21 protein-coding genes and 1 tRNA gene are annotated in these 26,405 nt (G+C 74.2%); 8 read left to right on the top strand and 14 right to left on the bottom strand.

From position 1 onward, the window contains the following. The first annotated feature begins 31 nt into the window (after positions 1 to 31). Complete coding sequence (locus AB0J86_RS23895) at positions 32 to 622, top strand: helix-turn-helix domain-containing protein (protein WP_363859822.1); 591 nt, start codon at positions 32 to 34, stop codon at positions 620 to 622. Between the two features lie 104 nt (positions 623 to 726). Here the strand turns inward: AB0J86_RS23895 and AB0J86_RS23900 are convergent, their stop codons facing one another. Together AB0J86_RS23900 and AB0J86_RS23905 are read right to left on the bottom strand one after the other, a co-directional pair. Then, positions 727 to 1,806 (bottom strand): CU044_5270 family protein, encoded by a 1,080-nt coding sequence (locus AB0J86_RS23900; RefSeq protein WP_363859823.1) that lies wholly within the window; start codon positions 1,804 to 1,806, stop codon positions 727 to 729. Then, positions 1,806 to 2,417 carry an RNA polymerase sigma factor gene (locus AB0J86_RS23905; protein ID WP_363859824.1) on the bottom strand — a complete coding sequence of 204 codons (612 nt, stop codon included), beginning with the start codon at positions 2,415 to 2,417 and terminating at the stop codon, positions 1,806 to 1,808. The genes AB0J86_RS23900 and AB0J86_RS23905 overlap by 1 nt, the downstream gene beginning before the upstream one ends. Positions 2,418 to 2,881: 464 nt before the next feature. On the opposite strand from AB0J86_RS23905, the gene AB0J86_RS23910 reads away from it, so the two are divergent. From AB0J86_RS23910 to AB0J86_RS23930, 5 genes are all read left to right on the top strand, one after another. Further along, positions 2,882 to 3,865 (top strand): ABC transporter substrate-binding protein, encoded by a 984-nt coding sequence (locus AB0J86_RS23910; RefSeq protein ID WP_363859825.1) that lies wholly within the window; start codon positions 2,882 to 2,884, stop codon positions 3,863 to 3,865. Positions 3,866 to 3,873: 8 nt separating this feature from the next. Beyond that, complete coding sequence (locus AB0J86_RS23915) at positions 3,874 to 4,980, top strand: iron ABC transporter permease (RefSeq protein WP_363859899.1); 1,107 nt, start codon at positions 3,874 to 3,876, stop codon at positions 4,978 to 4,980. Next, positions 4,977 to 5,804 (top strand): ABC transporter ATP-binding protein, encoded by an 828-nt coding sequence (locus AB0J86_RS23920; protein ID WP_363859826.1) that lies wholly within the window; start codon positions 4,977 to 4,979, stop codon positions 5,802 to 5,804. The genes AB0J86_RS23915 and AB0J86_RS23920 overlap by 4 nt, the downstream gene beginning before the upstream one ends. 284 nt (positions 5,805 to 6,088) lie before the next feature. Continuing rightward, entirely contained in the window at positions 6,089 to 7,012 is a 924-nt protein-coding gene (locus AB0J86_RS23925; RefSeq protein ID WP_363859827.1) for a glycosyltransferase family 2 protein, read from the top strand. A gap of 45 nt (positions 7,013 to 7,057) precedes the next feature. After that, on the top strand, positions 7,058 to 9,304 hold the full coding sequence (locus AB0J86_RS23930; protein WP_363859828.1) for a hypothetical protein: 2,247 nt from the start codon (positions 7,058 to 7,060) through the stop codon (positions 9,302 to 9,304). A 45-nt stretch (positions 9,305 to 9,349) separates the two neighbouring features. Here the strand turns inward: AB0J86_RS23930 and AB0J86_RS23935 are convergent, their stop codons facing one another. Both AB0J86_RS23935 and AB0J86_RS23940 read right to left on the bottom strand, forming a co-directional pair. Continuing rightward, entirely contained in the window at positions 9,350 to 10,024 is a 675-nt protein-coding gene (locus AB0J86_RS23935) for a response regulator transcription factor (protein WP_363859829.1), read from the bottom strand. Further along, positions 10,021 to 11,277, bottom strand: coding sequence for a histidine kinase (locus AB0J86_RS23940; RefSeq protein ID WP_363859830.1), 1,257 nt, complete (start codon positions 11,275 to 11,277; stop codon positions 10,021 to 10,023). The genes AB0J86_RS23935 and AB0J86_RS23940 overlap by 4 nt, the downstream gene beginning before the upstream one ends. Before the next feature lie 133 nt (positions 11,278 to 11,410). On the opposite strand from AB0J86_RS23940, the gene AB0J86_RS23945 reads away from it, so the two are divergent. Continuing rightward, positions 11,411 to 13,183 carry a serine hydrolase gene (locus AB0J86_RS23945; protein ID WP_363859831.1) on the top strand — a complete coding sequence of 591 codons (1,773 nt, stop codon included), beginning with the start codon at positions 11,411 to 11,413 and terminating at the stop codon, positions 13,181 to 13,183. A 27-nt stretch (positions 13,184 to 13,210) separates the two neighbouring features. Here the strand turns inward: AB0J86_RS23945 and AB0J86_RS23950 are convergent, their stop codons facing one another. The 9 genes from AB0J86_RS23950 to AB0J86_RS23990 all read right to left on the bottom strand — a co-directional run bounded on the left by AB0J86_RS23950 (position 13,211) and on the right by AB0J86_RS23990 (position 22,939). Then, positions 13,211 to 13,525 carry a transcriptional regulator gene (locus AB0J86_RS23950; RefSeq protein ID WP_363859832.1) on the bottom strand — a complete coding sequence of 105 codons (315 nt, stop codon included), beginning with the start codon at positions 13,523 to 13,525 and terminating at the stop codon, positions 13,211 to 13,213. An 82-nt stretch (positions 13,526 to 13,607) separates the two neighbouring features. Next, complete coding sequence (locus AB0J86_RS23955) at positions 13,608 to 14,309, bottom strand: transporter (protein ID WP_363859833.1); 702 nt, start codon at positions 14,307 to 14,309, stop codon at positions 13,608 to 13,610. 65 nt (positions 14,310 to 14,374) lie between these two features. Continuing rightward, entirely contained in the window at positions 14,375 to 15,595 is a 1,221-nt protein-coding gene (locus tag AB0J86_RS23960) for a VWA-like domain-containing protein (RefSeq protein ID WP_363859834.1), read from the bottom strand. Then, the gene (locus AB0J86_RS23965) at positions 15,592 to 16,776 is read right to left on the bottom strand and encodes an AAA family ATPase (RefSeq protein WP_363859835.1); all 1,185 of its coding nucleotides are present in this window, start codon (positions 16,774 to 16,776) and stop codon (positions 15,592 to 15,594) included. The genes AB0J86_RS23960 and AB0J86_RS23965 overlap by 4 nt, the downstream gene beginning before the upstream one ends. Further along, complete coding sequence (locus AB0J86_RS23970; protein ID WP_363859836.1) at positions 16,773 to 18,530, bottom strand: ankyrin repeat domain-containing protein; 1,758 nt, start codon at positions 18,528 to 18,530, stop codon at positions 16,773 to 16,775. The genes AB0J86_RS23965 and AB0J86_RS23970 overlap by 4 nt, the downstream gene beginning before the upstream one ends. Next, positions 18,527 to 19,657 carry a gala protein gene (locus AB0J86_RS23975; RefSeq protein ID WP_363859837.1) on the bottom strand — a complete coding sequence of 377 codons (1,131 nt, stop codon included), beginning with the start codon at positions 19,655 to 19,657 and terminating at the stop codon, positions 18,527 to 18,529. The genes AB0J86_RS23970 and AB0J86_RS23975 overlap by 4 nt, the downstream gene beginning before the upstream one ends. Positions 19,658 to 19,659: 2 nt before the next feature. After that, positions 19,660 to 21,186, bottom strand: coding sequence for an SDR family NAD(P)-dependent oxidoreductase (locus tag AB0J86_RS23980; protein WP_363859838.1), 1,527 nt, complete (start codon positions 21,184 to 21,186; stop codon positions 19,660 to 19,662). An 18-nt stretch (positions 21,187 to 21,204) separates the two neighbouring features. Then, positions 21,205 to 21,280: transfer RNA gene (locus tag AB0J86_RS23985), tRNA-Cys, on the bottom strand. A gap of 405 nt (positions 21,281 to 21,685) precedes the next feature. Beyond that, positions 21,686 to 22,939, bottom strand: a complete 1,254-nt coding sequence (locus tag AB0J86_RS23990) for a serine hydrolase domain-containing protein (RefSeq protein WP_363859839.1) — start codon at positions 22,937 to 22,939, stop codon at positions 21,686 to 21,688. 211 nt (positions 22,940 to 23,150) lie between these two features. Between AB0J86_RS23990 and AB0J86_RS23995 the strand changes: the two genes are divergently transcribed. Continuing rightward, entirely contained in the window at positions 23,151 to 24,203 is a 1,053-nt protein-coding gene (locus AB0J86_RS23995; RefSeq protein WP_363859840.1) for an oxidoreductase, read from the top strand. 133 nt (positions 24,204 to 24,336) lie between these two features. Here the strand turns inward: AB0J86_RS23995 and AB0J86_RS24000 are convergent, their stop codons facing one another. Beyond that, positions 24,337 to 26,370, bottom strand: a complete 2,034-nt coding sequence (locus tag AB0J86_RS24000) for an AAA family ATPase (RefSeq protein ID WP_363859900.1) — start codon at positions 26,368 to 26,370, stop codon at positions 24,337 to 24,339. Positions 26,371 to 26,405 lie beyond the last annotated feature (35 nt).

A 26,405-nucleotide genomic window follows, 5' to 3' on the forward strand; every position in this document is an offset into this window, starting at 1 on the left:
GCTGCCGAGCGATGACCGAGACCGAGCGACCATGACCGAGACCGAGCGACCTATGCGCGCCGACGCGCGCCGCAACCGCGAGCGGATCATGGCCGCCGCCGGCGAGTTGTTCGCCCGTCAGGGCCGCGACGCCCAGATGGAGGAGATCGCCGCCCGTGCTGGGCTGGGCATGGGCACCCTCTACCGCCACTTCCCGAACAAGGAGGCGCTGCTCACCGCCATGGTCGGCGAGCGGTTCCACGGCATGGCCGACCTCGCCCGCGCGGCCGAGGCGGTCGCCGACCCGGGTGAGGCGTTCGAGGTGCTGCTGCGCACCTACCTGGAGGCCGCCGACGGCGACGCCGCCTTCCAATTGGCGCTGATGGGCAAGGACGGCCTCGAATGGGAACGCGTCCAGCGACAGAAGGCCGAGTTCATGGAGGTCGCGGGCCGGATCGTCGAGCGCGCCGTCGCCTCGGGCCGGGTCCGCGCCGACCTCACCCCCGCCGACTTCGTCGTCCTGGCCAACGGCGTGATCGCCACCATGTACTTCCAGCCGGGCGGGAACGCCGACTGGCGGCGCCACCTCCAGATCGTGCTCGACGGCATCCGCCTACCCCCGTCCGGTGATGCGGCCCGGTGACGCGATCCGGAAGCGAGCGGATTGTTTCTCCAGAAATGGGACGGTGGGCCGGCGCCGCCACCCGAGAGGCGACACCGGCCCACCGTGGGCCGCGACCGAACCGGTCAGCGGGCCCCGTCGGGAAGCTGGTCCACCGCCTCGCGGACCAGGATCGCCGAGGTGAAGGTGACCGTCCCCGGCGTGATCAGCCCGGCGTCACCACCGTTCGCGCGGACCTGGACGTTGCGCTCGCCGAGGTAGGTGAAGGTCTTCGCGTCGAAAATCCACTCCGTCCGCCGGCCGCTCGTCTCGTCGAGCCGGGCGACCGCCACCCCGGTACGGCCCGCCGCGTCCTCCGCCCGGGGCACCTCGACGACGCCGGGGATCTTGGCTGCCGCCCGGTACAGAGCCGCGGCCAGCGGCGCGGGCAGCAGGGACTCCTTGAGCAGGTCCCCGATCGTGGTGAAGGCCTCCTGGTCCGGGCTGTTGCCGTGCCCCTTGGTCTCCGTGTAGATCTTCTTCAGCAGCGCGTCCGGGTCGGTGGGGAGCGTCTTGAGGTAGTCGTAGGACGGGAAGTTCAGGAAGCTCTGCTGCACCTCGCCCTTCTCGTTGATGGCGTCGATGGACTCGCCCTTCGGCGGCGTGACGGCCGGGTCGATCAGCCATCCCTTCGTACCGTCGGTCGACCGCCAGATGCGGCGGGTGTGGATGCCGTCGCTCACCAGGGTCGTCTTGTCGTCCACCGTCTTCTCGTACGTGGTGCCGACCTTGCTCTCGATGTAGATGTACTGGCCGGCGCGCACCTGCTCGGCCGACGCCGGGCCTTCGACGGCGGCCAGCGAGATGCGCTCCAGCAACTGCGGGACGCCCTTGCCGTCCCCCTCCACCAGGGTGGTGGTCAGCGCCGGTCCGGTCGTGCCCTGGGTGCCCCCGTCGGGGCTCAGCACGGCCACCGCCGCACCGGCGACGAGCGCCAGGGAACAGGCCACGGCCGGCAGCACGAAGGCCGGACGCAGGAAGGAACGCCGACGCGGGGCGGCCGGCTGGGCGGCGGGGGTGGCGGCGGTTTCCGCTTCGATGAAGGCCATGAGCTGCTTCCTGTGAAAAAGGTGGCGGCCCTCGGGCAACTCGACCTCATCCCTGGAGAACAGGCGCTCTGCCGGATCCCCGTCACGAGGCTCAAGCCGGGAGTGGTGAACGTTCATCAGATTCCTTCCCGTCCGGGCCGGACCGCGAAGTTGCGGTCACCTCTTACCTGCCTGCCGGACCCCCGCGGTTCCACGAAATCCGCGGCGAGTTCCGCGTCGGCCAGCTTGCGCAGCCGCGCCCGCGCCCGCGACAGCCGGGACCGTACGGTCCCCACCGGCACACCCAGCACCTTCGCGGCGGTCTCGTAGTCCATCTCCTGCCAGAAGCACAGGCTCAGGACCTCGCGCTCGGTCCGCCGCAGGTGCGCGAGCGCCGACACCGTCGCCAGCAGCCGGCGCCGGTCGTCGACCCGTCCCGCGACCGCGTCGGCGTGGTCCGGTTCGGCCGGCTCCTGCGCGCGGATGGCCGCCCGGTACCGGCGGTTGCTACGCACGTGCGACCGCGCGATGTTCGTGGCGATCGCGAGCAGCCAGGGCCGCAACGAGCCACCGTCGGAGTCGATCCGCTCGCGCAGCCGCCACGCCTCCATGAACGTCGACGCCATCACGTCCTCCGCCACGGACCAGTCGGCGGTCAGCCGGAAGGCATGGTTGTAGACGGCGCGCGAGTACTCGTCGAAGAGCTCCGCGAACGCCCGCGGATCTCCGTCCCGTATTCGCGCACGCATGGTTGTCGTCACTCTCACTAGCTGTCCCCGACTCGGCCCGGGTTCCCGTGATCTGTGCCATTTCCCGGCCGTACGTCCGAAGCGGGCCGGGCGGGCGGCGGTATCGCCGCCGGTGACGGGCGTCGCCCCGGCTACGCAAGGTCAACTGGGCTGAGCCGGCGGTAGGCTACCCTGCTGGCGCGTGTTCCGCCGGTCCGGCCCGAGGGCCCGGCCAGGTGGAGGACGCGTTAGCAGACCGCCCCGCAGCGAAACCGGTGCGAAACCGGTGCTGTCCCGCAACTGTGATGCCCCACCCGCCGCCCCGGCGGGAGCCGAAGCCTCGACCGAGGCCGGCGGGGACGAGCCAGGTCGCCTGCGGTGCGGCGCGAACCGCGCTCTCGAGGAAGGGCGCCTCGCGGACGGGGACCGGCGGACGGAACAGCCCCCTGTCGGCGAAGCACCAGCCTCGACCGACAGGAGGATCCATGCTCAGACGTGTCCCGGCGGCGGCCCCGTCCCGGTTGGCCGGCACCACCCGGCCGAGCCGCGCCACGAAGGCCCTGACCGCCACCCTCGCCGCCGCGGCGCTGGCCCTGGCCGGCTGCGGCGACCCGGCGGCCGACAAGCCCGCCGGCTCGGCCAGCGGCGGCGCGGCCTTCCCCGTCACCGTCGGCCAGCTCACCCTGGCGGCCCGCCCCGAGAAGATCGTGGCGCTCTCGCCCACCGCGACCGAGATGCTCTTCGCCGTTGGCGCGGGCAAGCAGGTCACGGCCGCCGACGACAACTCGAACTACCCGCCCGAGGCGCCGAAGAGCGAACTGTCGGCGTTCCAGCCGAACGCCGAGGCGATCGCGGCGAAGAACCCCGACCTCGTGGTCCTCTCCAACGACACCAACAAGATCGTCGACCAGCTCACCGCCCTCAAGATCCCGGTGTACCTGTCGCCGGCCGCCAAGACGCTCGACGACACGTACCGGCAGCTCGGCGATCTCGGGAAGCTGACCGGGCACGCCGACGAGGCGACCGCCCTCGTGCAGCGGATGCGGGACGACATCGACAAGCTGGTCAAGACGGTGCCGGCGCGGGCCAAGCCGCTCAGCTACTACTACGAGCTGGACCCGACCTACTACAGCGTGACCAGCAAGACCTTCGTCGGGTCGCTCTTCGGGCTCGTCAACATGGTCAACGTCGCGGACCCGGCCGACGCGGACGGCGCCAAGGGCGGCTATCCCCAGCTCTCGGCCGAGTCGCTGGTCAAGGCCAACCCGGACTTCGTCTTCCTGGCCGACACCAAGTGCTGCAAGCAGTCGCTGGAGACGGTACGGGCGCGCAGCGGCTGGGCGGACGTCACGGCGGTGCGTACCGGTCAGGTCGTGGCGCTCGACGACGACATCGCGTCGCGGTGGGGACCGCGCGTGGTCGACCTGATCCGCGCCATCGTCGACGCGGTCGCCAAGGCGCCCGCGTGACGAACCTGCTGCGGAGGGCCCCGGGAACAGCAGCGGGGTCCTCCGGCGGCACCACCCGCCCGGCCCGGCTGCGGCCGTGGTGGGTGGCCGCGGGGATCGTGGCGGTGCTCCTCTCGGTGATCGTCGGGCTCGCCGTCGGGCCGGTCGGCCTCCCGCCGCTCGGTGTCGCCGGTGAGCTGCTCAACCTCGTACCCGGGGTGCACGTGCGTACCGGGCTGACCGGGCGCGAGGCCGCCATCGTCACCGAGCTGCGGCTGCCCCGGGTCGTGCTCGGGCTGCTCGTGGGCGGCATGCTCGCCCTCGCCGGCGGCTGCTACCAGGGCGTGTTCCGCAATCCGCTGGCCGACCCGCACCTGCTCGGGGTGGCCGCCGGCGCCGGGCTCGCGGTCACCGCCGTCATCGCGCTGCGGGCGGCCGGCGGCGGGGACCCGTCCGGCGACGCCACGGTGGGGCTGCCGGTGACCGTGCCGCTCGCGGCCTTCGTCGGCGCGGTCGGCGCGGTGCTCATGACGTACCTGCTGGGGGCCGCCGGCGGCCGCGACCGCGGCCCGGCGACCCTGATCCTGGCCGGCGTGGCGGTCTCCGCCTTCCTCTCCGCCGGCCAGACCTACCTGCTGCAACGCAACGCCGACAGCATCCGCGAGGTCTACTCCTGGCTGCTCGGCCGGCTCGCCACCGCCGGCTGGCACGACGTCATGCTGATGCTGCCGTACACCGCGCTCACCGCCGCCGTGGTGCTGCTCCAGCGGCGGAAACTGGACGTCCTCTCGGTCGGCGACGACGAGGCGGCCAGCCTGGGGCTGCACCCGCAGCGCTCCCGGTACCTGCTGCTCGCCGCCGCCTCGCTCGGTACCGCCGCCGCCGTCTCGGTCTCCGGCCTGATCGGTTTCGTCGGGATCATCGTGCCGCACACCGTACGGCTGCTCGCCGGCTCCAGCTACCGGGTGATCCTGCCGCTGTCGATGCTCTTCGGCGGCGCCTTCCTGGTGCTCACCGACGCGGTCGCCCGTACCGCCGCCGCCCCCGCCGAGATCCCGATCGGCGTGGTCACCGCGCTGCTCGGCGCGCCCTTCTTCGTGCTGGTGCTGCGTACCAGCGGTCGGGTCGCCTCGTGACCGCCCCGGCGGCGCCCGCCGTCGAGCTGGTGGACCTGCGGGTGTCGCTCGGCGGGGCGCGGATCCTGGCCGGGATCGACCTGGCGGTCGCCGCCGGCGAGTGGGTCACCGTGATCGGACCGAACGGCGCCGGCAAGTCCACCCTGTTGCGCGCCGTCGGCGGCCTGCTGCCCGCGACCGGCACGGTCAACCTCTTCGGTACGCCGAGCGCGGCGCTCTCCCGCCGCGAGCGGGCCCGCGTGGTGGCGACCGTGGCCCAGTCCCCGGTGGTGCCGCCCGGGATGGCGGTCTTCGACTACGTGCTGCTCGGCCGGACCCCGTACCTGCGACCGCTGGGCCGGGAGTCGGCCGCGGACCTGGCGGTCGTGGCCGGCGTGCTGGACCGGCTCGACCTGGCGCGGTTCGGCTCCCGCCCGCTGGAGACCCTCTCCGGCGGCGAGCGGCAGCGGGTCTTCCTCGCCCGGGCGCTGGCCCAGGGCGCGACCCTGCTGATGCTCGACGAGCCGACCAGCGCGCTCGACATCGGCCACCAGCAGGAGGTCCTGGAGGTGGTGGACCAGCTGCGGCGGGACTCGGGGCTGACCGTGCTGGCGACCATGCACGACCTCTCGATCGCCGGCGAGTACGCCGACCGGCTGGTGCTGCTCGACGCGGGACGGGTGGCCGCCGCCGGTACGCCCCGCGAGGTGCTGACCGAGGAGCTGCTGGCGACCCACTACCGGGCCCGGGTACGGGTGGTCGACGGCGAGCACGGGCCGATCGTGGTTCCGGTACGGGCCGCCCGCGACGCCGCCCGCCAGCCGAAGCCCGGCGCCGTCCGCTAGCCGAGGTCCGCCGAACGCTGCCCACCGACTGCCGCACGGCGCCCGCCGGACCGGTCCAAAGTCGCGATCTTGCTGGTCCCGCCGGGTACGGGTGGCAATATCATCATCCGACCGGCCAATTGTTTCTGTGACCGTTCGGCGGACGCCGGAAAACCGCAAGATCTCCGGCCGATCTGCGCCTTCTTATCGTCTGTCCCATCTGCTAGCCTCAGCGCCGGGCAGCCGGCAGCCGGCGCCGAGTCTGGCGACGAGCGGGAGGGACCTCTGTGCGGCCGGGGCCACGGGTGTCGACGGTAATAGTCAACTACCGCCACCACGAAGACACGATCCGCTGTGTCGACTCGTTGCAGGCCGGCGATTATCTGAATCAGCAGATCATCGTGGTCGACAATACCGAGCGGGGCGCCTCGGTCGACCTGCTCCGGGCCCATCTCGACCCGGGCGTCGAGGTCATGGAATCGGGCGGTAACAACGGCTTCGCGGCGGGCACCAACGTCGGGATCAGGCGGGCCCTCGACGGTGACGCGGATTTCGTCTGGCTGGTCAACCCGGACGCCACGGTCAGCACCGACACCCTGTCCGCGCTGCTCGCGACCGCCGAGCAGGAGCCCGACGCCGGCATATTCGGCGCGCGCATCCTGGACGACAACGACCCGCCCCGGATCCTCTTCAACGGCGGGGTCGTCGACGCCACCCGCAAGGGCGCCACGCTGCACCAGGACGCCGGGCGGCTGGACAGCTCGGTCCGCGACGACGTGGTGCGCGACGTCGACTACGTGACCGGGGCGTGTTTCCTGGTTCGCCGGAGCGTGCTGCGCCAGATCGGCCTCCTGCCCGAGGAATACTTCCTCTATTTCGAGGAGACCGATTACTGTCTGCGGGTACGCGCCGCCGGTTGGCGTACCGTCATCGCGCCCCGGGCCCGGACGTGGCACTTCAAGCGCTCCACCGGAAAGTACCCCGCCTCGTACTACCTGTACTACATGTGCCGGAATCGCATTCATTTCTCCCGGCGATTCTTCTCGGCCGAGGTGGACGAGAGCATCGCGGACCTGCAACCGTCCATCAAGGGCTGGCGCGGCCGGGTGGAGGAGCACGCGCCGCAGTTCCTCGGCAACTTCGACAAGCTCATCGAACTCGCCTTCTCCGACGCCCGCGAGGGGCGACTCGGGCGGCGGGACGATATCAACGAACTCGCATTCAGTTAGAGCCACGCCCCGGGGGCGTGGCGTTCGCAAGCAAGGTGGTCGAGTGTGGACGTTCCCAGCCGCGCTGAGGCCGACCCGGCCGGTTCCGCGACGCGGGCTCTGCTCCGGCCGGCCGACGGCGTGCACGCCGTGAACCGGCGGCTGCGCCGGGCGGGCGGCTGGGGCAAGGGGCGGCTGCGCGCCGCCGCGTCCCGCGCCCGGATCCTGCAACGGCAGGACCACTTCCGCCGGCTCGCCTCGGCCCGCATCGTCCGGCGGCTCTACCAGCGCGCGGTCGAGGTCGACGGGTTCAGCTCGGACGGATCGAAGATCGCCTTCTGCGTCTCCGGGCGGGACCTGCGGGCGGGCTGGCGCGACCTGTACGCGGCCGTGGGGCTGGGCCGGTACCTGGGCGGCCGCGACCACGAGGTGGCGTACTTCGGACCCGAGCGGTGGACCGCGCTGCCGCCGGAGACCGACGTCGTGGTCGCCATGCTGCCGACCTTCGACCCGACCGTGGTACCCGACGGCTGCCGCGTCGTCGCCTGGGTGCGCGACGAGGTCGAACGCTGGGCCGAGCACCCGCACCTGGCCCTCTTCGACGCGGTCCTCGCCGCCTCACCGGTGGCCCTGTCCCGGCTCACCGAGCGCTACGACGGGCCGAGCGGGCTGTTGCCGGTCGGCGTGGACACCGAGCTGTTCCGCCCGCCCCGGCGGCGGGCCGAGCGGGCCGGCGTCTGCACCGCCCCCGGCGGCGGCGAGACGCCCCGCCACCTGTACCAGCTGCTGCGCCGGGGACACATCACGTTCCCGTTCGCCATCACCCGGGGACGCGACGCGCTCGACCGGATCCACGCCCCGTACGGGATCGGCACCCCGGGCTACTTCAAGCTCCCGGACCTGTACGGGCGCGCGCTGCTGGTGCTCGACGATTTCAGCCCCAGCCTGCGGGCGGACGGGCTGGCGAACCCGGCGCTGCTGGAGGCCCTCGCGGCCGGTGCGCTGCCGGTGACCAACTCGCGGCTGCCGCTGGTCGGGCTCGGCCTGGACGAGGTGCCGGTCTGCGGCGAGGAGAAGGGCTTCGGCGCGCAGCTGACCGAGCTGCTGGCCAGCCCCGAGCGGATCGAACTCCGGGCGCTGGCGCTGGGCGCCCGGGTACGCCAGCTGCACTCGTACCTCCGGCGCGCCGAGGAGCTGGACCTGTTCCTCGCCGAGCTGCCCGCCGCACCCCGGCGGGCGACCGTACCGCTGGTCGGCGGGTACCCGGCCGGCGACGCCGACCCGTACCGGTCGGCGCTGCGGGCCGGGCTGGCCCGGGACGGTCTCGCGTACTGCCCGGTGCCGGACGTGCTCGCCGACCCGGCGCCGCACTCGCGGGGCCGGCTCGACAACTACGCGCTGCACCTGCACCGGACCGACCGGCTCCTGGCCGAGGCGGGTTCGGCCGAGGAGGCGGCGGAGCGGTTGGCGCGACTCAGGCAGCGCGTCGACGAACTGGCCGGACGGGGCGGCAAGCTGATCGTCACCGTCCACGACGTACGGCCGGAGCGGTGGCGGTACCCGGAGCTGGAACGGCAGCTCGGCGCCTTCCTCGCCGAGCGGGCCGACGTGGTCCACGTGACCGGTCCGGGCACGGCCGGCGCCGTGGCGCCCCACTTCCACCTGCCGGCCGAGAAGATCCGCGTGGTGGCGTCCGGCAGCTACCTGGACCGCCTGCCCCGGTCGGCAGCGCGGGCGGCGGCGCGGGAGCGGTTCGGGCTCGCGCCCGACGACCGCGCGCTGCTCCTCTTCGACCAGGACGGCACCTATCCGGGGCTGGAGCTGCTGCTGGAGGCGTTCGAACCGGCCGTCGAGCGGGACCCGCGGCTGCGCCTGGTCGTCGCCGGTGCGCCGGGCGACGCCGCCGCGCTCGACCCGCGGCTGCGGCGCGGTCCGGCGGCGGACCGGATCGTCCCGGCGCTGGTGGCCGTGCCGGAGGAGGAGCTGCAGCTCTACTTCAAGGCGGCCGACGTCGTGGTGCTGCCCGAGCCGCCGCTGCGGGACTCGCCCGTCCTCCCGCTGGCGCTCACCTTCGGGCGGCCGTTGGTGGCACCGGCCACACCCGAGGAGGAGCTGCCGGATCCGCGCTTCACCATCACCTTCGTATCCGGGTACGCGGAGTCGCTCTCCGACGCCCTGCTCGCGGCCGTCGAGCTGGACGAGGCGTCGGCGGCACGGGCCGCCCGGGAGGCCGCCGAGCGGTACCCGGCCGAGGAGATGGGCCGCGACTACGCCGCGCTGGTACGCGACCTGCTCGGCGCCGCTCGGGACTGAGCTGGCTACCGGGCCCGGGTCGGCGCCACCGCTACCGGGGCCGGATCAGACCCGGCCGCCGGGCGTGACGAGACCGGTCTCGTAGCCGAAGACCACGGCCTGGACCCGGTCGCGCAGGCCCAGCTTCTGCAGGACCCGGCTCACATGTGTCTTGGTGGTCTGCTCGGCGATGAACAGCGACCCGGCTATCTCGGAGTTCGACATGCCCAGCGCCATCAGGCGCAGCACCTCCCGCTCCCGGTCGGTGAGCCCGTTGAGCGCCGTGGCGCCGGTCGGCTGCCGCGGCCTCGCCTCGACGAAGTTCTCGATGAGCCGGCGGGTGATCCTCGGTGCGAGCAACGCCTCGCCCTCGGCGACCACGCGCACGGCCCGGAGCAGTTCCTCGGGCTCGCTGTCCTTGAGCAGGAATCCGCTGGCGCCGGCCTGCAGGGCGGCATAGATGTAGTCGTCGAGGTCGAAGGTGGTCAGCATCAGCACGCGCGGCGTGTGTTCCCCGGCGCGTTCCGGCCCGAGCAGGGCCCTGGTCGCGGACAGTCCGTCCAGCACCGGCATCCGGACGTCCATCAGTACGACGTCGGGGCGCAGGCTGCGGGACCGTTCGACGCCGAGCTGCCCGTTCTCCGCCTCACCGACGACCGTGATGTCGTCCTGCGACTCCAGGATCGCGCGGATGCCCACCCGGATCATCGACTGGTCGTCCACGATCAGCGTGCGGATCACGCCTGACCTCCGATCGGCAGTCGCGCCGCGACCCGATAGCCGCCCTCGTCGCGTGCGCCGGTCTCCAATGATCCTCCGACCAGCCGGACCCGCTCGCGCATCCCCGACAGCCCGTGCCGGACCCGGCCGGGCGCCTCCATCGGCTGGGCCGGCTGCGCCGCCGCGTCGTTCACGACGGACAGTACGAGGTCGGAACCATCGAGATCAAGACATATCGTGGTACGGGCACCGGGCGCGTGCCGGATGACGTTGCTCAGCGACTCCTGCGCGATCCGGTAGGCGGCCAGGGCGACACTCTCCGGGAGCACCGCCGCCCGCACGGCCTCGGCCTCGCGCAACTCGACCGGCACACCCGCGCGCCCGGCCGATTCGACCAGTTCCGCCAGCCGGTCCAGGTCGGGCACGGGTGCCAGCTCGGCGTCCGCGTTCTCGTCCCGCAGCACCGCCAGCAGTTGCCGCATCTCGCGCAACGTCGACCGGGCGCCCGCGGCTATCCGCGCGAACTCGGCCTTCGCCTCCGGGTCCAGGTTCTTGATCCGGTACGACGCCGAGGTGGCCTGCATGTGGATCACCGACATGCTGTGCGCGACGACGTCGTGCAGTTCGCGTGCGATCCGGGTGCGCTCCTCGGCGACCGCCCGCTGAGCCTGCTCGACCTCGACATCGTGCCGCGCGTCGGCGAGTTCCCGGCGGATCTCCCGCCAGCGGCCGGCAACCAGCGTGACGCCGAGCACGAACGCCGAGATGGACGTGTAGACGATCATTATCGGCAGCCCGTCCGCGACGGACCGGCCCCGCGGATCCAGCAGCACCACCAGGACGAGCAGCAGCGCGCTCGCCCACCAGGTCATCAGCGCCGCCACCCGGCTGTTCCGGGCGGCGACCAGTCCGACGTGCGCGATCAGCGTGATCAGGCCCGGCACCGTCAGCGGCCACGGCGACTCCGACCCGGGTGGGATGGCCACCGCGAAGACGGCGACGGCCAGGAACTGCAGCGCGGTCGCCGCCCTCGGCCGGACCAGGACCATGATCAGCGCGGCGCTCTGCCCGACGCCCGCCACGAACGCGGGCAGCGGCGGCACGTCGAACTCCGAGGTGGCCATCCCCACGTTGATCAATGCCAGCGTGAGCGCGGGCAGACTGGTGCCCAACCACCACAGCAGCCACGACAGCACCGGCCGGCGGTGCCCTCGATGCACATCGCCGGCCACCGACGGGCTGTGCTCCCGGTCCGATCCCAAGCGCGCCGTCACGCGGCGACCCTACTGACCTCGGCCAACCCCCGGCATCCCACCGGAGAGGTATCCGACCCCGTACCCGGGGGTGACCCGGAACGGCACCGCAGATGGACGCCCCGGCCGACATCCCGCGCCCACGCTCCAACGCATGGATCTGCTGACTCTGCTCGACCCGCTGATGACCTCGCCACTGCTCTACCCGCTGCTGGCGGGGCTGGGCAGCCTGGACGGCGTACTCCCGATGATCCCGTCCGAGGCGGCGATCCTGACGGCCGGCGTCTTCGCCCACACCGGCGCGCCGAGCCTGCTGCTGGTCGTCGTGGCCACGGCCCTGGGCGTCTTCATCGGCGACCACCTCGCGTACGGCCTCAGCCGCAGCGTCCTCGGCCCACGGCTGATCAACCGCTCGAAGTACGCCCGCCGCGCCGTCGCCGTGGCGGGGCGGCAACTCGACCGCCGCGCCGGACTGCTGATCGTGACCTCCCGATTCCTGCCGGGCGGCCGCGTGACGATGAACGCGGCCTGCGGCACGGCCCGGGTACCGCTGTCCCGGTTCAGCCCGGCCTCGGCGATCGCGGCGCTGGCCTGGGCCGCGTACATGGCCGGGCTGGGCTACCTGGGCGGCGCGGCGTTCGTCGAGAACCCCCTGCTCGGCCTCGCCGTCGGCCTCGCACTGTCGTTCGCGTGCGGCGGCATCGTCGAACTGGTCCGCCGGTGGACCGCCCGCCGCGCGCCCCGAGCGGCGGGTGCGGCCGATCCCGGACGCGGGCGGTCGCCGGCCGCCGCCTCGCGCGGGCAGGTCGGGTCGAGGCGGGTGCGTCGGGCGCTGGTGAGCGCGACCGCGGCCGTGGCGGTGCTCGCGGCGCCGGCCGCCGCCGCTGCCACGCCGAAGGAAGCGGATCGCGTCGGGATGCGGAGCCGGTTGGACGACGTGGTGGCCACCGGCGCGGTGGGCGCGCTCGCGGAGGTCCGCGACGAGCACGGCGCGTGGCGAGCCACCAGCGGCGTCGCCGAACTGGGCAGGACGCGGGCGGTCCCGGCCGGCGGCCGGTTCCGGGTGGGCAGCATCACGAAGACGTTCGTCGCCACCGTCGTCCTGCAACTCGTGGCCGAGGGTCGGCTCGGGCTGGACGATCCGGTCGAGACGTGGCTGCCCGGGGTCGTCCCGAACGGTCGGCGCATCACCGTGCGCCACCTGCTCGACCACACCAGCGGGTTGTACGACGTCGTGGAGACGCTGCCGATGCCGCCCGGGCCGGAGTTCCTGGACAACCGGTGGCGGACCTGGACCGCGACCGAGCTCGTCGCGCGGGCGCTGGCCAACCCGCCGACCTTCGAACCCCCGGGGTCGGCCTACGCGTACTCGAACACCGGCTACCTCCTGCTCGGCCAGATCATCGAGAAGGTGACCGGCCGGTCGTACGGCGACGAGATCGAGCGCCGGATCATCCGGCCGCTCGGGTTGACCGGCACCTCGCTACCGGGGACGTGGCCGAGGATCAGCGGACCGCATCCGCACGGCTACCTACCGACGCTGCGGGACGGCGAGACGCACCTCATCGACTACACCGAGATGAACCCGTCGATGATGGGCGCGGCCGGCGAGATGATCTCCACGACCCGGGATCTCAACCGGTTCTTCGCCGCGCTGCTCGGCGGGCGCCTCCTGCCGGGCCACCTGCTCGACGAGATGAGGACACCGGGCGTGCGGGGCGCGAGCTACGGGCTCGGGCTGGACTGGTGGGACACCTCGTGCGGGATCCGCGTCTACGGCAACGACGGCGACGCCCTGGCGTACCGGTCCTGGTCCTACTCCACGGAAGACCTGCGCCGCCAGGTCACGGTCGCGGTCACGCCCGACTTCCGCGGCGACCCCGACCACGTCGTCGACGCGTTCCTGGACCAGGCGTTCTGCGGCTGACCGGTCCCCGTCCACGGGAGCGGGTCCCTACGTCGCGGCGGGCGGGTCGAGCAGGGCCCGTACCGCCGCCGTGTACTCCTCGAAGGCGAGCCGGCCCCGGCGGCTGAGCTGGACCAGCGTGGCCGGGGTACGCCCGTGGTGGGTCTTGGTGACCTCGACGTAGCCGGCGTCCTCCAGCTTGCGCAGGTGCACCGAGAGATTCCCGGCGGTCATCCCGAGGATCTCCTGGAGCCGGGGGAACGTGATGCGGTCGCCCTCCCTGAGGGTGGAGAGGGTGGCGACGACCCGCAGCCGGGCCTGGGCGTGGATGACCGGGTCCAGCTCCGGCAGCGGCGCGGTCATGCCGGTCTCCCGAGCCGGCCCGGCCGCCCGCCGGTCCCGCGCCGGGCGGGAGGCCGCCCGATCTCGTGGCGGCGGGTGACGGTCATCGCGACCGCCGCTGGCGCAGCCGGGCGATCGCGCCGGCGACGAGGATGCCGCCACCGCCCGCGAGCGCGATCAGCAGCGCCTGCCAGCCCGGACCGGCGATCACCCCGAGTACGTTGACCGCGATGATCCAGACGCCGAGGAGGTAGAGGTTGCGGTCGAGCCAGATCGCGGCACCGGCGATGTGCAGGACTCCGGTGAGGCCGACTGCGCTGGCGGACCAGAGCAGTCCCGCCCGGTCCACGGGGAGCGCGCCGGTGACCCGGCTCAGGGTGACGCCCAGACTCACGTACCCGAGGAGCCAGGCCGCGCCGTACCAGGCGCCGCGGCGGGAGGAGTCCCCGACCACCTGCCCGTACGACCGCGACCCGACGAGGCTGGTCACCGTGCCGGCGGCGATCAGCAGGGCGTAGAGCACGGCCAGCGGCAGCCAGGACGGCAGGTCGACGAAGACCCGCTGGTCCGGGCCGAAGCGCAGGAAGAGGAGCCCGAAGCCGACCAGCCAGGCGACGCCCCAGGGCCAGTAGATCCAGCGCGGGTCGGGCTGGATCCGCCGCAGCGCCTCGGCCCGCTGCTGCCGGATCAGGTTCAGGGCCGCGACCGGATCGGACGGTGGGAGATCGTCGCTCCCGGCACCCCGGTCTGCGGCACCCCGGTCTGCGGTGTCTCGGTCTGCTGGGTCTCGGTCCTCGGGGGTCACGCAAACTAGTTTACGTTGTAAACGATCGCGCCCGACGGCCCGCCACCCGCATGGCCCGTGGGCGTTCAGCGGGGCGGAATGCGGACGGTCTCCACCCAGGCCGGTGGTTCCGGTGGGGACCCGCCGCCGAGGAGCGCGGCGATCAGCCGGGCCGACGGCGGCTCGTCCGGCCAGGGGGTGAGCCCGTCGGTGAGCACCACGACGACCTGGGGCCGGTCGGGCGCGCCCAGGGCGGCGCGGATGCCGACCCGCATGTCGGTACCGCCGCCGCCCGTGAGCGTCACGTCGTCGGCCCTGGTCACCCGGGACACCGCCTGCACGTCCGCGTCGCAGGCCAGCACGGACACCCGGTTGCCCCGCACACCCACCTCGCGCAGCACCCCGGTCACCTCGCCGAGCGCCGCCGCCAGCTCGTCGGGCCCCATCGAACCCGAGGTGTCCACCACGATCGCCACCCGGGGCAGCGGGCGGCGCAGGCTCGGCAGGACCACCCCGCCCAGCGCGGGCGTACGCCTCGACGGCCGGCGGTACGTGTAGTCGACCGCGCCGCTGGCCCAGGCGACCGCCTCGCGTACCGCGCCGGCGAGCACCCGCCGCCAGTCGACCACCGGTTCGAGTAGCTGCTCGGCCCAGCGCTGCCACCCGCCGGGCAACCGGCCACGGCCGCGCTGGTGGGCCCGCATGGCCTCGGCGGTGTGCCGGCGCAGCGCGTCCGCCTCGACCGGGCTCACCCCGGGCATCGCGCCGCCCTCGCCCAGCTCCCACGGGCACGGCCGGCCGTGCGCCCCGGAACCGCACTCGCTGGCGAGGTTCTCCGGCAGCCGGGGCAGGTACGCCTCGAACAGCTCGCCGGTGGGCAGACCGAAGCGGCCCGGCTCGGCGCGGCCGACGGGCAGCGCCAACCCGTCGGCGAGCAGGTCGTCGTTGATCTCGCAGTCCTGCGCCACGTTGACGCGCAGGTGGTCGCGCTGCTGGTCGGCGGGGAGCCGGGCGGCCCGCCCGGGATGGTCCCGCAGCAGGTGGGCCACCTCGTGGATCCAGACCCCGGCCAGCTCGGCCACCGGGGTCGCGGCCACGAAGTCGGGCGAGACGTAGCAGCGCCAGTGCCGGTCGACCGCCATCGTCGGTACCTCGGCGGTCGGCACCACCGAGAGCGCGTAGAGCGCCGAGGCGAAGTACGGGCGGTCGGTGGCGGCCCGGAACCGCGCGGCGAGCAGCTTGACCCGGTCGAACTCCACCGGCCCGGGCGGCTCGGGCGGGTTCGCCCGGGGGCCGGGACCGCTCATCCGGCGGCCAGCGCGCCGGAGAGGTGCAGCAGGTCGAGGAAGTGGTCGATGCCCTCGGGTACCGGCCAGTCGGTGTGCCGCAGCGCCGCCAGGTCACCGGCGGCGCGGGCCGCGACGTCCGGTACGCCCGCCTCGACGGCCTTGGCAAGCACCGCCCAGCCCGCCTCCCACCGCCGCTGGGTCAGGTTGCCCTGCACGGCCGCGACCACGGCGGTCAGGAAGGCCAACTGCCGGTCGCCCCGGGCCGGCAGCGCGAACGCGTCCGGATCGGCCAGCACCCGGTCCGGGTCCGGCAGGTCGAGTTCCTCCAGGTAGGAGAGGAGTTCCATACCGGCGCCGTCGCCGACCGCGCCGACCACGGCCGCCGAGACCGCCTCGGGCGCGGCGCCGGTGGCGTACCCGACCGCGATCAGGCGCAGCGCCATCTCCCAGCTCCGCGGCGACGGCCAGGCCTGACCCCGGGCCTCCGCGTCGGCCGGCAGGTGGTGCGCCAGGCCCGGCCGGGCGGTGAGGAAGCCGGAGATCGCGCCCCGGGCCCGGGCCACCGCGCCGGCGACCCGCGCCGGGTCCACCACGGGAACCGGTACGGCGGGCCAGGTGCCGGCGAGCCCCCGCGCGACGGTACGCGGATCGTGCGTCCAGTGCAGGTGGACGAAGCGGTTGGCCAGCGGCGGGCTCAGGTGCCACCCGTCGGCGGCGCTGGACGGCGGGTTGGCCGCCGCGACGACCCGTACCGGCTCGGGCAGTTGCAGGCTGCCGACCCGGCGTTCGAGGACGACCCGGAGCAGGGCCGCCTGTACCGCCGGCGGGGCGGACGAGAGCTCGTCGAAGAAGACGATCCCCCGGCCGGTACGCGTCAGCCGCACCGCCCAGTCCGGCGGTGCCATCGGCACCCCCGTACCGGCCGGGTCGTCGCCGATGATCGGCAGCCCGGCGAAGTCGGAGGGCTCGTGCACGCTGGCGATGACCGTCTCCAGCCGTACCCCGAGACCGTCGGCGAGCTGCTGCAACCCGGCCGACTTGCCGATGCCGGGCTCGCCCCAGAGCAGGACCGGCAGGTTCGCCGAGACCGCGAGGGCCAGCGCCTCCAGCCGGTGGTTGCGCCCGGGCTCGGTGCGCGCGTGGCGGATCCGGGCGTTCAGCTCGTCGGCCGCGCCGAGCGGGTCGATGGCGCCGCTCACTCGTCCTCCTCGTCCTCGTCTACGTCCTCGTCCCACCAGTCGTGGTTGTCCAGGTCCTCGCGGCCCTCCAACCGCTCGGCGAGAAACGGCAGGTCCTTGCGCTTGCGTACCCGGATCAGGTCGCGCACCGACCAGTCGGAGTGGTCGACCACGTCGACCCGGGCCCCGGCCGCGAGCAGCGCCTCCACCAGGGCCGGCGAGCCGTTGTCGCCGACGGCGATGTGCAGCGGGGTACGGTCGTGGTGGTCCCGCGCCTCAAGGTCCAGCCCCGCCTTCAGCAGTCGGGGCAGCAGCGGCTCGTGGTCGACCAGGTGCAGCAGGTGCAGCAGCGTCTGCCGCCGCCCGTTGCGCAGGCGCGGGTCGACGCCGGCGTCGAGCAGCCGCAGGACACCCCGGGTGTCGCCCTGCTGGACCAGGGAGAAGAACTCCTGCCGCTGGGCGCGCAGCCGGCGGGGCAGCCGGCCGTCGCTTTCCCGCCACGCCTGCCGTACCGCGAAGCAGCCGGCGCTCTTGCCGCCGAAGGCGCGCAGCGCCTGCTCCCGCCGTACCTCGGCCTCGGTGTGCGGGATGCCCAGCTCGCCGTCGCGCGACTGGACCTCGTGCCACTCGCCCCGGCAGCGCACCCGGACCGGTTCGGGCAGGGCCGGCTCCGGCGGACCGACCGGTCCCACGGCGGCGGCACGGTCCGGGAAGAACGCGGCCCGGACCAGCGGGTGCAACCGGTCCGGGTCGAGCCGGCCGGTGCGCAGCAGGTCGAAGTCGGGTAGCCGGCGCCAGAGCACGTCCGGCAGCGGCGTGGCGTCCCGGTCCTTGCGGGCGTCGGTGAACCAGGCCCAGACGACGCCCTCCTCGTCGGGGCTCAGGTGCAGACCGACCTGCCAGCTCAGCAGGATCCGTACCGAGCCGGCACCGGTGGCGGCGCAGACCTCGCGCACCGCCGCCGGGATCCGGGTGAGCGCCAGCGGCAGCCGCCGGAGCAGGGCGAGCGGTTGCCGCCGCCCGCGCCAGCTGGGCAGCTCCGGGTTCCAGTCGGCCGGTTGGATGCCGACCGCGTCGAACGCCTCGACGACCCGGTCGCCGTCGAGCAGGCCGATGACCCACTCCGCCCAGGTCGCCGGGTCGGCCCCGCCAGCCGCCGTGGGGCGCCCGGGTCCGCCGGCCCCCGCCGGGCGCGGCGGCCGGACGCCGGGCAACTCGTCGGGGCGCAGTGGGGTGCCGTCGCCGTGGAAGAACGGCAGGCGGGCGCCGCCGCCGCACAACCGCCGCAGCCCGTCGACCCGCCGGGCGTCCCAGAGCGCACGGGCATCCCCCGAGCCGTAGCTGTCCCGAGCCCGGGCGCCCTTCGCGTTGCCGTGCACCCGCAGCACGATCCGCTGCGGACCGTCCACCATGGGCGGTGTCCGTACCTGGAGGAGCACGTCGGGGCCGTAGCCGGCGAGCGTGATCGTGCGCCGGGGAGCGAGGGTCGTCCGGCCGCCCAGGTATCGCGGCAGGTGCCAGCGCAGCAGGTCCGGCGCGAAGTGGGTCAGGTCTTCCTCGATCGCCTCGGCCACCTCGCGGCCCGCGCGCGCGGCAACCTCGGCGAGGTCGAACGCGACGTCGACGTTCGCGGCCGCGCAGGCGCCCCGCCAGTCCCCGGCCAGCCGGCGCTCGGTGGCCAGCTCGATCATCGACCGTGGCACCGCGTACCGGCGGACCCGCTGCCAGCTCGCCGCCTCGTCCTGCGGGAGCCAGGGAAGCTCCGTCGTGCTCACCGGTAGACGCTGCCGATCGCGTGCAGGTCGGGATGGGTGGGCGCGCTCGGGCGCAGGTGCGGCGCCAGCGCCCGCTTCATCCGCCGGGGCACCCCGGGCCCGAGGCCCACGTACTCCAGCCGGGTACCGGCGGCCACCGCGGTCACGACGTGCCGGGCGCCCAGGCCGGTGATCCCGGTGTGCCGCAGTTCGAGCCGGCGCAGCGCGCTGCCCGGCAGCGCCTCGGCCAGCGTCCGCGCCCCCTGGTCGCCGGTGGAGTTGGCGGGCGCCCCCAGGCTGCGCTCCGACATCGGCCGGCCCAGGTCCAGCGTCTCGATCCCGGCGAGCGCGTCGGCGAGCGCCCGCGCCCCGGTCGGCCCGATCCCGTTGCCGCCCAGCCCGAGCCGGACCGGCCGGCCCGGGTCGACGGCGGCGGCCAGCGTGGCCGCGCCCCGGTCGCCCAGGTGGTTGGCGGGCAGGTACAGCTCGCGCACTCCGGCGTCGCGCAGCAGCGCCGCGAGCAGGTCGGCGTCCTCCGGGCCGAGCCCGTTGCCACCGAGGAAGAGCCGTTCCAGCGGGGTCGGTCGGTCGAGTAGGACCGTGAGCAGGGTCCGCAGCCCCGCGCCGGTGATCCCGGTGTTGACCAGGTCAAGCGTGCGCAGGGTGACGTTGGCGCGGAGCATCCCGGCCAGCGCGGCGAGCCCCGCGTCGCCGATCGGGTTGCGCTTCAGCCAGAGGGCGCGGACCGTACCGTCGCCGGCCAGGCGGGCCGCGAGCGCGGCGACGCCGTCCGGGTCGATCCGGTTGCAGCCGAGGTAGAGGGTGTGCAACCCGTGCCCCTCGGCCAGCGCCTCGGCGACGGAACGCGCCCCGGCCGGGCCGAGCGAGTTGGTGCCGAGCAGCAGGTGCACGGCGTGCGGCGAGCGTACGGCGACCGGCAGCAACCGGGCCGCGCCGGCCGGGCCGAGTCCCTGCTTGCACAGGTCCACTCGGCCGTCCGGTCGCAGCGTGCCGAGCCGGTACGCCTCGCTCTCGGCCACCGGCCGGGGATCGGCGAGCCGGGCGAGCAGCGGGTCGAGGCCGGCCGGGTCGGCCAGCGCGACGTCCGGGTGCTCGATCGCGGGGCATCGTACGGGGGTCGGCTCCATCGTCACCACTCCACCGGTCGGTAGTCCTTCAGGAAGACGCCGGACATCGGCTCCCCGCCGATGCCGCGCACGATCGGGTCGTACACCCGGGCCGCGCCGTCGATCACGTCCAGCGGTGGACGGAACCCGGCCTCCCGCTGGGCCAGCTTCTCCGGGTGCGGGCGCTCGTCGGTGACCCAGCCGGTGTCCACGCTGGTCATGTGGATGCCGGCGCGGGCGTAGTCGGCGGCGACGGTGCGGGTCAGCATGTTCAGCGAGGCCTTGGCCATGTTGGTGTGCGCGTGGCGCACGGTCTTGTTCCGCCGGGAGAAGCTGCCCTCCATGGCGGAGACCTGCACGACGTACCGGTCCGGGAAGGGCGAGGCGGTCAGCAGCCCGCGCAGCCGCGAGGTGAGCAGGAACGGCGCGAAGGCGTTGACGAGCTGCACCTCCAGCCACTCGGCCGGCTCGATCTCGTGCAGCCGCAGGCTCCAGCTGTTGCGGTCGCGCAGGTCCAGCGGCTGGCCGGTCTCGTCCACGCGGCCCGCCGGGAAGAGCGCGTCCAGGCCGGCCGGCGGGTGGGCGGTGCCGGCGAGGGCGAGCGCCCCGGACCGAGCCGCGCCGTGGTCCGGCGCCGCCGCGCCGATCCGCAGGTCGCCGCCGCCCGCCACCAGCTCGACCCGCGCGGCGGCCCCGGTGAGCGGCTCCCGCTCGGCGGCGCGGACCTCCCGGTGGTACGCCGCCGGGCGGCGGATCGTCTGCGCCGCGTTGTTGACCAGGATGTCGAGGTGGGCGAACCGCTCGGGGATCGCGGCCAGCAGGTCGGCCACCCCGGCCAGGTCGAGGAAGTCCACCCCGTGTACGTGCAGCCGGTCGAGCCAGTCGGCCGAGTCCGGTACGGCCGCGAAGCGGCGCGCGGCGTCGCGCGGGAATCGGGTGGTGACGAGGACCTCGGCGCCGTCCCGGAGCAGCTTCAGCGCCACCTGGAAGCCGATTTTTATCCGGCCGCCGGTGACGACGGCCCGCCGGCCGCGCAGGTCGCACCGGGCGTGCCGGCGCAGCGCGTTCTCGGTGGCGCAGTCCGGGCAGAGCAGGTGGTAGTCGGCGTGCACCCGGCGGTAGCGCGTCTTGCAGACGTAGCAGCGTCGTTCGCCCAGCAGGACCGGCCCGGCGGACGCCTCGCTGTCCGACGTGCCCGGTCCGGCCTGGTCTGGCCGCGCCTGGTCCGGCGCGGGTCCGTCCGGTCCGGCCGCCCGAAGGTCGTCCGGCCCGACCACCGGGCGCGGGTCCTGATCGCGGTAGCGCGTCGCGGCCGCGCTGACCGCCCGGTCGTGGCGGGCGCGCTCCGCCCGGCGGGCCAGCTTGCGCCGCCGCTTGCTGGCCCGGTGCACCTGCTCCAGCGCGGCGCGCACCGGCGCCCAGCGGGGGTCGTCCGGATCCGCCTCGCCCACCTCGGCCAGCACCCGCAGGCAGGCGTCGATGTCAGCCTGCCCCGGCCCGTCGGTGCCGCTCGGTGTCGGCGTCACGGCGCGGTCTGGGGTCGGCGGCATCGGGCTCCTCGGCAGGGGTGGCGAGGCCGGTCGGATTCGAACCGACGTCCTCCAGCTTGCTGCTAAGGCGCGACGACCTCTGCGCTACAGCCTCGCCGTGCGGCAGCCTACCGATTGGGTGCGACGCTATCCGCCCCGGTCCGGACGCCGTCCGTTCGCCCCGGATCCGACCGCTCGCCATCTCCGGTACGGAACGGCCCCCGCGGAGCCACCCCGTACCAACGTTCCGGCCAGCCGACCCGCTCGGCGCGGAGACGCCGGGTGACCCGGGCGGAAGTAACTCGCTCTTCTCTCTCCACATCGAATGTGATGTGACCACGCCGTCGACGATGTAGGGCGAGAAGAGCGACCTACTTTCCGGCCCGCTACGGGGAGCGAGGACGAACCCGCCGCCCAGCCCGACGGGCATGCCGACCGGGAGAAGGGCGTTGTCACAAACCGACCTTCAACACCCTTCTCCCGTACCCATGATCGGGACCGACGTCGGACCCACTCGGCGCTAGCGGCCGGACGGAGTTGGGGCGGGCGCGCCGGGGACCGGGGTGAGCCACGGTGGACGTACCGCCGCCGCGGCGGCGCGGGCGGCCGTCGGCGCGGGTGCCGGCGTACCGCAGAGCGCGGTGACCAGGAACTCGAAGGTCGCGTCGGTGATCGGGTTCGGCTGACCCGGCAGCGCGTAGTGCGTCATGTTTTCCGCGATCGTCGCCTGCCGCCGCCCGTCCGGGGAGTGCCAGGAGATGGTGCTGTGCCCGAAGACGAGGCCGTCGTGCCCCCACACCTGCCCGCAGGGGAGCGTCACCCAGTAGAGGCCGAGCCCGTAACCGGCCGCGTCCGGGAAGGCGGGGTCCATCGGTACGGTGGTTCGCATCTCGGCCAGCTCGGCTGGCTCCAGGAGCTTGCCGCGGAGCAGGGCCCGGAAGAACGTGTCCAGGTCCGCGCTGGTGGAGACCACGTCGCCGGCGCCCCAGAACACCGACATGTTGTACTCGCTGAAGTCGCGCAGCTCCCCGTCGTACCAGGGGATGTAGCCGGCGGAGTGCGGGCCGACGATGGTGGTGCTGGTGGCCGGGAAGTACGTCTGGTAGAGCCCGAGCGGCCGGATGATGCGCCGGGTCATCTCCTCGGCGGCGGGGCGGCCGGTGACCCGTTCCAGGATCAGCCCGGCGAGGACGAAGTTCGTGTTGGAATAGGCATAGCTCTCGCCCGGCGCACCGGTACGCGGCGCGCCCAGTCCGATCCGGGCCACCTCGTCCGGGGGGTACGTGACGGAGCGGATCCGCTCGATGTCCTCGCCGCTCTGGAACAGCACCGAGTCGTAGTCCCCGATGCCGCTCGTGTGGTTCAGCAGCATCCGTACGGTGACCCCGTCGATCGCGTACTCGGGCAGGTAGTCGCCGAACGGGGCGTCGAGCGTCAGCCTGCCCTCGCCGACGAGTTGCAGCAGCGTGGTGGCCAGGAAGGTCTTGCTGATGCTGCCGATCCGGTGCTGGAACCCCGGCAGCATCGCCCGCCGGGTGGTCACGTCCGCGTAGCCGCGCGCCCCCCGCCAGACCTGCTTGCCGTCGCGTACCTCGGCGAAGACGCCCGGCATGCCGGCGTCCCGTACCTGCTGGAGCCCGGCCGCGAGCGCCTCGGCCGGCAGGGGCGGCGGGGGCGCGGCCGACGCGGGCGTCCCGCCGGCCATGACGAGCACCGCGAGCAGGGCCGTACCGCACGCGGCCGCCCGGATCGTGCGTGGTAGTGGTAGCTGCACTTTGCCTCCCGTGTGGACACGAGTGTCTGAGAGACATCGTCCTTGGTCGTTGCCGTTCGCGGGTCCCTCGCGGTGCGGAAATCCGGGTCAGCAACCCGACGGAAGCGGCCCCCGCCGCCGGCCGGGGCCGTTCCGCCGCCGGCCGGAGCCCGCCGCGCCCCGGTCGCGCTCGGGCGGCGGGCGGGCGGGATCTGGAGTACGTTGCGAAGCCATGCGGCCACGAACGATCTCCGTGCTCGTCCTCTCCGCCGTCGCGCTCGCCTCGGTCTCCGGCTTCGCCCGGCGGCCCGAGCCGGACTGGCGACTCACCGACCCGGGCGTGACCGCCCGGCTGCGCGGCCTCGCCGCGGTCAGTGACCGGGTGGCCTGGGCCAGCGGCAGCGACAGCACCGTGCTGCGTACGGTCGACGGCGGCCGCAGCTGGCAGCGGGTCGGGCCGGCCGACCCGGGGTTGGAACTGCGCGACATCGAGGCGTTCGACGCCGACTCGGCGGTGGTGCTCTCGATTGGTACCGGCGGCGACTCCCGCGTCTACCGCACCGACGACGCCGGCCGGAACTGGACCGAGACGTTCCGCAACGACGACGAGCGCGCCTTCTACGACTGCCTGGCCTTCTTCGACCGCCGGCACGGGCTCGCCCTCTCCGACCCGGTCGACGGGCGGTTCCGCATCCTCTCCACCGCCGACGGCGGGCGGTCCTGGTCCGTGCTCCCCGGCACCGGCATGCCGGCGGCGCTGGAGGGGGAGTTCGCCTTCGCGGCGAGCGGCACCTGCCTGGTCACCGCCGACCGGGGCCCGGACCGGGCCTGGTTCGCCACCGGCGGCGGCGCGAGCGCCCGCGTCTTCCGTACCGACGACCGGGGCCGCAGCTGGTCCGTGACCGCCAGCCCGGTGCCGAGCGGCCCGTCGGCCGGGATCTACTCACTCGCCTTCCGGGACGCCGGGCACGGCATCGCGGTCGGCGGCGACTACACCACCCCGGCGAGCGCGCCGGACGGCGCCGCGACCAGCCGGGACGGCGGGCGAAGCTGGACGGTGGCGGCCGGGCCGCCCGGGGCGTACCGCTCGGGCGCCGCGTGGCTGCCCCGGGCCGGCTGGCTGGCGCTCGCGGTCGGGCCGACCGGCAGCGACATCAGCTACGACGGCGGTCGCCGGTGGCGGAACTTCGACGCCGGCAGCTTCGACTCGGTGGACTGCACCGCCGGCGGCGCCTGCTGGGCCTCCGGCGAGCAGGGGCGGATCGCCACCCTGCGCTGGCGCTGACCCGCCCGACCGCCCGTCGCCCGCCCCGCCCGTCGCCCCGCCCGTCGATCTAGGGCAAATCCCTGCTAGTTGATCGCCAATCACCACGATTTGCCCTAGATCGACGGGGAGTGGGCGGCGGGGTGGCGAGGCGTCAGAGCGGGGCGGGCAGCGGCTCGGCGTGCACCACCGCGAGCCGGGAGACGGCCCGGGTGAGCACCACGTAGAGGCGGTGCAGGCCGCGCGGCTCGGCGGCCACGATCTGCGCCGGCTCGACCACCACGACGTGGTCGTACTCCAGGCCCTTCACCAGGGTCGCGGGGACGACGCTGACGCGGCCGTCGGCCTCCGGGTCGTCGGCCGGCGCGGTGTCGATGCCGGCCTCGGCCAGCACGCGGCGCAGCCGCTCGACCGCGGCGTCCGCGGCGATCACGGCGACGGATCCCGGGTACGCGAGCGCCGCCCGTACCTCGGCCACCGTCGCACCCTCGACCTCGCCGACGGTACGGAGATCGAGCGCGCCGTCGCGGCGCAGCGACTCGGCCGGCGGTACGTCCACGGCGAGCGCCGGCAGGAGCCGGTTGGCGAAGGCCACCACGGCGGCGGGCACCCGGAAGCCGACCGTCAGCGGCACCACGGCCGCGTCCGGCTTGCCGAGGTGGGCGAGGGACTCCCGCCAGTCGGTGGCCGCCCACGGGGCGGTGCCCTGGGCGAGGTCGCCGAGGAGGGTGATCGAGCCGTGCTCGCTGCGCCGGGCGATTGCTCGGCACTGCATCGGGGAGAGGTCCTGCGCCTCGTCCACCACCACGTGCCCGAACCCGGCCGTACGCTCCAGCAGCCCGGCCGCCTCGTCGATCAGTACCGCGTCGGCCGCGGTCCACCTCGTGGCCTTGGGCGTACGGGCCGGCCGCGACCAGCACAGCAGCGCCTGCTCCTCCTCGGTGAGCAGCCCCTCGGCCGCGTCGGCCAGCGCCCCGGCGTCGGAGAGGAGGTTGAAGAGCAGCCCTTCCGGGGTGACCTCGGGCCAGACCGCGTCGAGGAAGTCGGTGACCGGCCTGATCCGCGCCATCCGGCGCAGCCAGGCGTCGCTCGGCGACTCGGCCCGGCGCGCCTCGGCCTGCCGTTGCAGCAGGCCGACCACCCGGGCCCGGACCCGTTCCCGGCCGGTGGCGTACGGCAGTCGCTCGCGCCGTACCTCCTCGACGATCCGCCGGAGCGCGTCGAGGGAGATCCGCCAGCGGAACGAGCCGTCGGAGACGACGATCGGCTCCTCCGGCTCGCGCACGTACCCGGCGAGGGCGCGGCGGAGCAGTTCGGCCATCCGTACGTCGTGCTTGACCATGGCCACGGCGGGCTCGTCGGCGCCCCGGACCGGTACCCGGGCGACCAGGTCCTCCACGGTGGACTGGGCCACCTCCACCTCGCCGAGGGCGGGCAGTACGGCGGAGATGTACGCCAGGAACGCCCGGTTCGGCCCGACCACGAGCACGCCCGAGCGGCGCAGCCGTTCCCGGTGCAGGTAGAGCAGGTACGCGGCGCGGTGCAGCCCGACGGCCGTCTTGCCGGTGCCTGGCGCCCCCTGTACGCAGATCGAGGTCTCCAGGTCGGCCCGGACCAGCTCGTCCTGCTCCGGCTGGATGGTGGCGACGATGTCGCGCATCGGCCCGACGCGGGGGCGCTCGATCTCCGCGGTGAGCAGCCGGCTGTCGCGGCCCAGTTCCTCGCCCCGGTCCAGGTGTTCGTCCTCGAAGCTGGTCAGCTCCCCCGCGCTGAAGCCGAAGCGGCGCCGGGTGGCGACACCCTGCGGGTCGCGCACGCTGGCCCGGTAGAAGGAGCGGGAGATCGGGGCGCGCCAGTCGAGCACCAGCGGCTCGCCCAGCTCGTCGGTGACGTGCCGCCGGCCGATGTGGTAGTTGCGCCCGGCGTGCTCGGTCGTACCGAAGTCGAGCCGGCCGAAGAAGAGCGGCGTGTCGGGACTGTCGGCGAGTTCCGCGACCCGGCGCGCCATGTGGCGGCCGAGCTGCTCGGCGGTGTAGGCGTCGCCGGCCACCTTGTCGCCACTGGCGAAGAGCGACTCCGCCCGTTCGCGCATGCGCCGCAGCGCGGCGCGGGAGATGGTGAGGTGTTCGCGTTCGGCCTTCAGATCGGCTTCGAGTTCGTCGTCGGCGGCGGCTCCGCCGCCCGGCATGGTCGTTGCGGGCACGCTGAGATCCCTCGTGATGG

Origin of the sequence: Micromonospora sp. NPDC049559, from assembly GCF_040676675.1 — a bacterium.
GTDB lineage: Bacteria > Actinomycetota > Actinomycetes > Mycobacteriales > Micromonosporaceae > JBFAPK01.